This window comes from Streptomyces sp. NPDC029014 (genome assembly GCF_055564695.1).
Genome location: NZ_JBVHVT010000210.1, coordinates 1 through 2,149, shown reverse-complemented (window position 1 = coordinate 2,149; position 2,149 = coordinate 1). Strand labels below are relative to the sequence as shown.

The window sequence follows — 2,149 nt, the reverse complement described above, 5'->3', positions numbered from 1 at the left end:
CTGACGGACCTTCGCGGAGAAGAACGGATCGGTCAGTGCGTGCTCGGCGGCGGCGCGGTTGGCCTTGGCCAGGCGGGCTGGGTCGTGGTCGAAGATGTCGAGCTGGTTGCGGAGGTCCATCCCGGGCGGCCCTTCGACGTCATGCGATTGCGCGGCCATGCACGACCCAGAACAGGTCTTTCAGCTCCTGCGGAAGTTCGGTCATGGCGCGAGCCGCGAGATAGGCGCGCTCTACAACCAGCTCCGCAACAGGCAAATCGGCAGGGGCAGTGGGCAGCACATTGAGACCGCGAACCCTGCACTCCTCCAAGAGGTCCTGGTCATCGAAATCATCAAGGTCGACGTCGACAGTGATGGTCGGCATACGAAGGTTCTCCAGTCAGTTGATGTGTACACGGGGCCAGAGAGCCGGCATCTGCCGTTGCCACGCTGCGTAGCCCACCCGTGTGCCGTTCTTGAGCGAGCGCTGCAGGATCTGGCCGAACTGCACGCGGAGCGAGAACCAGCGGCACGGGTGGGCAGCAACTGCTGCCGCGTACCGCTGCAGCCTCTCTTCAGGCGTCGGCGTGGCCGTGCTGACGATCACCGCGTCCAGGCCGCCGCCGATCGGATGCAGGCCGTCCATCAGCGCACCAACCTGTGCAGGTTCGGCGCGACGCGCTGGCGCTGCTCTTCCGCCTCGCGCTGACGCTGCGCGCTCGCCTGGTGCGTGCAATACACGCGGTAGGGATGCCGGCAGGGGCGCTTCGCGCGCTCCAAGGCCGCGCGCTGGTCCGGCGTCAGGTCAGGTGCTGGGAGCTTGATCGCTGGCGCCCTCATGCTTCACCGCCTTTGCCACGGGCGAGGGCGCGCTGGCACCGAGGGCAGGTCACCGGATGCGATTCGCACGCGGTCCAGCCCACAGAGCGGCGCCCAGGCGCTGCTCCGCACAGTGCCTTGCCGGTCGCTTCGATGAATCCGCCAAGGCGCCGCACTTGCGCGGACGGGATCGCATGCAGCTTGGTGCCCTGTCCCCGTTCGAGGCCGTTTGCACAGCGGCCGGCCAGCTTCGCCGCCAGCACTTCAGCAGCGGCGTTCATGCGGCACCGCCTTTGACGCGGGCGAGGGCAACTGCGCGCCGCGCCCAGGCTTCGCGCGCCGCTTCGAACGATTCGTGATCGCTTGGCGAGTTGAGCCATCGGTCACGCGCTTGGTCGTAGTCCTCATCGGCTGCAACGAGCGCATCAATGGCCTCGGCCGCTTCCTGCAGCGCGTCGGCGTAGCGGCGGGTGTCCGCACCGTCGTCGGCGGCGCCGTGCAGCGCGCTGACCGCGTGGCGGATGGCCGCGATCTTGGATGGGGCGCTCATGCAGCACCGCCTTGTGCGCGCACCATGCGGCGGAGGCTCCTGCGCACATCGGCGATGGCTCGGCCGGCGCTGGCGCGACGCTCCAGCACTGCGCGCGCGGCAACGTCAGCGGCTGCGGCGACCAGGTTCGGTGCGAAGCCCATTCCAGTGGCGGCCGTAGCGGCTGCCTTGGCGGCGACGGCCGCGCGCTGTGCGAGGGGGTAGGTGATGGCGGCGATCATGCTGCACCGGCCTGGCTGATCGTGTAGCCACGGCTGCGGGTGGCATTGATGCGGTAGCCGTGCTGGGCCAGCTTCTGGCGCAGGCGGCAAATGGTCACCTCGACGGTGTTCGATTTACGGCCGGTACCGCCATACAGGCTCTCTTCCAGCGCGGAGCGGCTGATTGGGGTGTCACCTGCATTGATGATCAGCTGCAGCACCTTAGATTCGGTGGGGCTCAGGGGCAGGCGCTGTGCGCCGATCATCGCGGCGCGCGGTTCAGTACGGAGGCCGGTGATCACGGCGCCACCTCCACGAAGGCCAGTTCGTGCATGACGCACTGCGCCCGGGCCAGCACCGGGGAGGTGCTCGGCTCTTTGCCGTCTGCGGTCGACAGGGGGACAACCGCATTGGCCCGGACGCATGCCGCCGGGGAAATCTCATAGGAGCCGCTCAGGACGGCATCGGCCGCGTCGAGGGAAAGCTGCCAGCGCGCCGGCTCGAAGTTTTGCGTCAGCGCCGCAGTGACGCCTGCCGCACAGTCGGGCACCCGGTCTGCATCGCGGAAAGCGTTGAGGGTCGTGTTGGCGACGGTGGCACG

General features: G+C 68.4%; 7 protein-coding genes. All 7 read right to left on the bottom strand.

Going from position 1 to position 2,149, the window contains the following annotated elements; all coding sequences use genetic code 11:
• Nucleotides 1-139: 139 nt before the first annotated feature.
• Nucleotides 140-364: a hypothetical protein gene (locus tag ACZ4VL_RS40520; protein ID WP_468211016.1), complete on the bottom strand. Its 225-nt coding sequence runs from the start codon at nt 362-364 to the stop codon at nt 140-142.
• 15 nt (nt 365-379) lie between these two features.
• Nucleotides 380-625 (bottom strand): hypothetical protein, encoded by a 246-nt coding sequence (locus tag ACZ4VL_RS40515; RefSeq protein WP_064239334.1) that lies wholly within the window; start codon nt 623-625, stop codon nt 380-382.
• A 190-nt stretch (nt 626-815) separates the two neighbouring features.
• On the bottom strand, nt 816-1,079 hold the full coding sequence (locus ACZ4VL_RS40510; protein WP_362189796.1) for a hypothetical protein: 264 nt from the start codon (nt 1,077-1,079) through the stop codon (nt 816-818).
• Entirely contained in the window at nt 1,076-1,348 is a 273-nt protein-coding gene (locus ACZ4VL_RS40505; protein WP_180885113.1) for a hypothetical protein, read from the bottom strand. Before ACZ4VL_RS40505 ends, ACZ4VL_RS40510 begins: the two co-directional genes overlap by 4 nt.
• Nucleotides 1,345-1,569: a hypothetical protein gene (locus ACZ4VL_RS40500; protein WP_362189792.1), complete on the bottom strand. Its 225-nt coding sequence runs from the start codon at nt 1,567-1,569 to the stop codon at nt 1,345-1,347. The genes ACZ4VL_RS40505 and ACZ4VL_RS40500 overlap by 4 nt, the downstream gene beginning before the upstream one ends.
• A complete protein-coding gene (locus ACZ4VL_RS40495) occupies nt 1,566-1,850 on the bottom strand; it encodes a helix-turn-helix domain-containing protein (protein WP_362189789.1) in 285 nt (94 codons plus the stop codon). The genes ACZ4VL_RS40500 and ACZ4VL_RS40495 overlap by 4 nt, the downstream gene beginning before the upstream one ends.
• A partial coding sequence (locus tag ACZ4VL_RS40490; RefSeq protein WP_468211010.1) for a hypothetical protein occupies nt 1,847-2,149 on the bottom strand: 303 nt, incomplete at its 5' end. The genes ACZ4VL_RS40490 and ACZ4VL_RS40495, both read right to left, overlap by 4 nt.

What these genes read in the sequence shown, in the direction of transcription:
- ACZ4VL_RS40520 (WP_468211016.1), bottom strand. Translation starts at nt 364, where the DNA reads ATGCCGACCATCACTGTCGACGTCGACCTTGATGATTTCGATGACCAG.
- ACZ4VL_RS40515 (WP_064239334.1), bottom strand. Translation starts at nt 625, where the DNA reads ATGGACGGCCTGCATCCGATCGGCGGCGGCCTGGACGCGGTGATCGTC.
- ACZ4VL_RS40510 (WP_362189796.1), bottom strand. Translation starts at nt 1,079, where the DNA reads ATGAACGCCGCTGCTGAAGTGCTGGCGGCGAAGCTGGCCGGCCGCTGT.
- ACZ4VL_RS40505 (WP_180885113.1), bottom strand. Translation starts at nt 1,348, where the DNA reads ATGAGCGCCCCATCCAAGATCGCGGCCATCCGCCACGCGGTCAGCGCG.
- ACZ4VL_RS40500 (WP_362189792.1), bottom strand. Translation starts at nt 1,569, where the DNA reads ATGATCGCCGCCATCACCTACCCCCTCGCACAGCGCGCGGCCGTCGCC.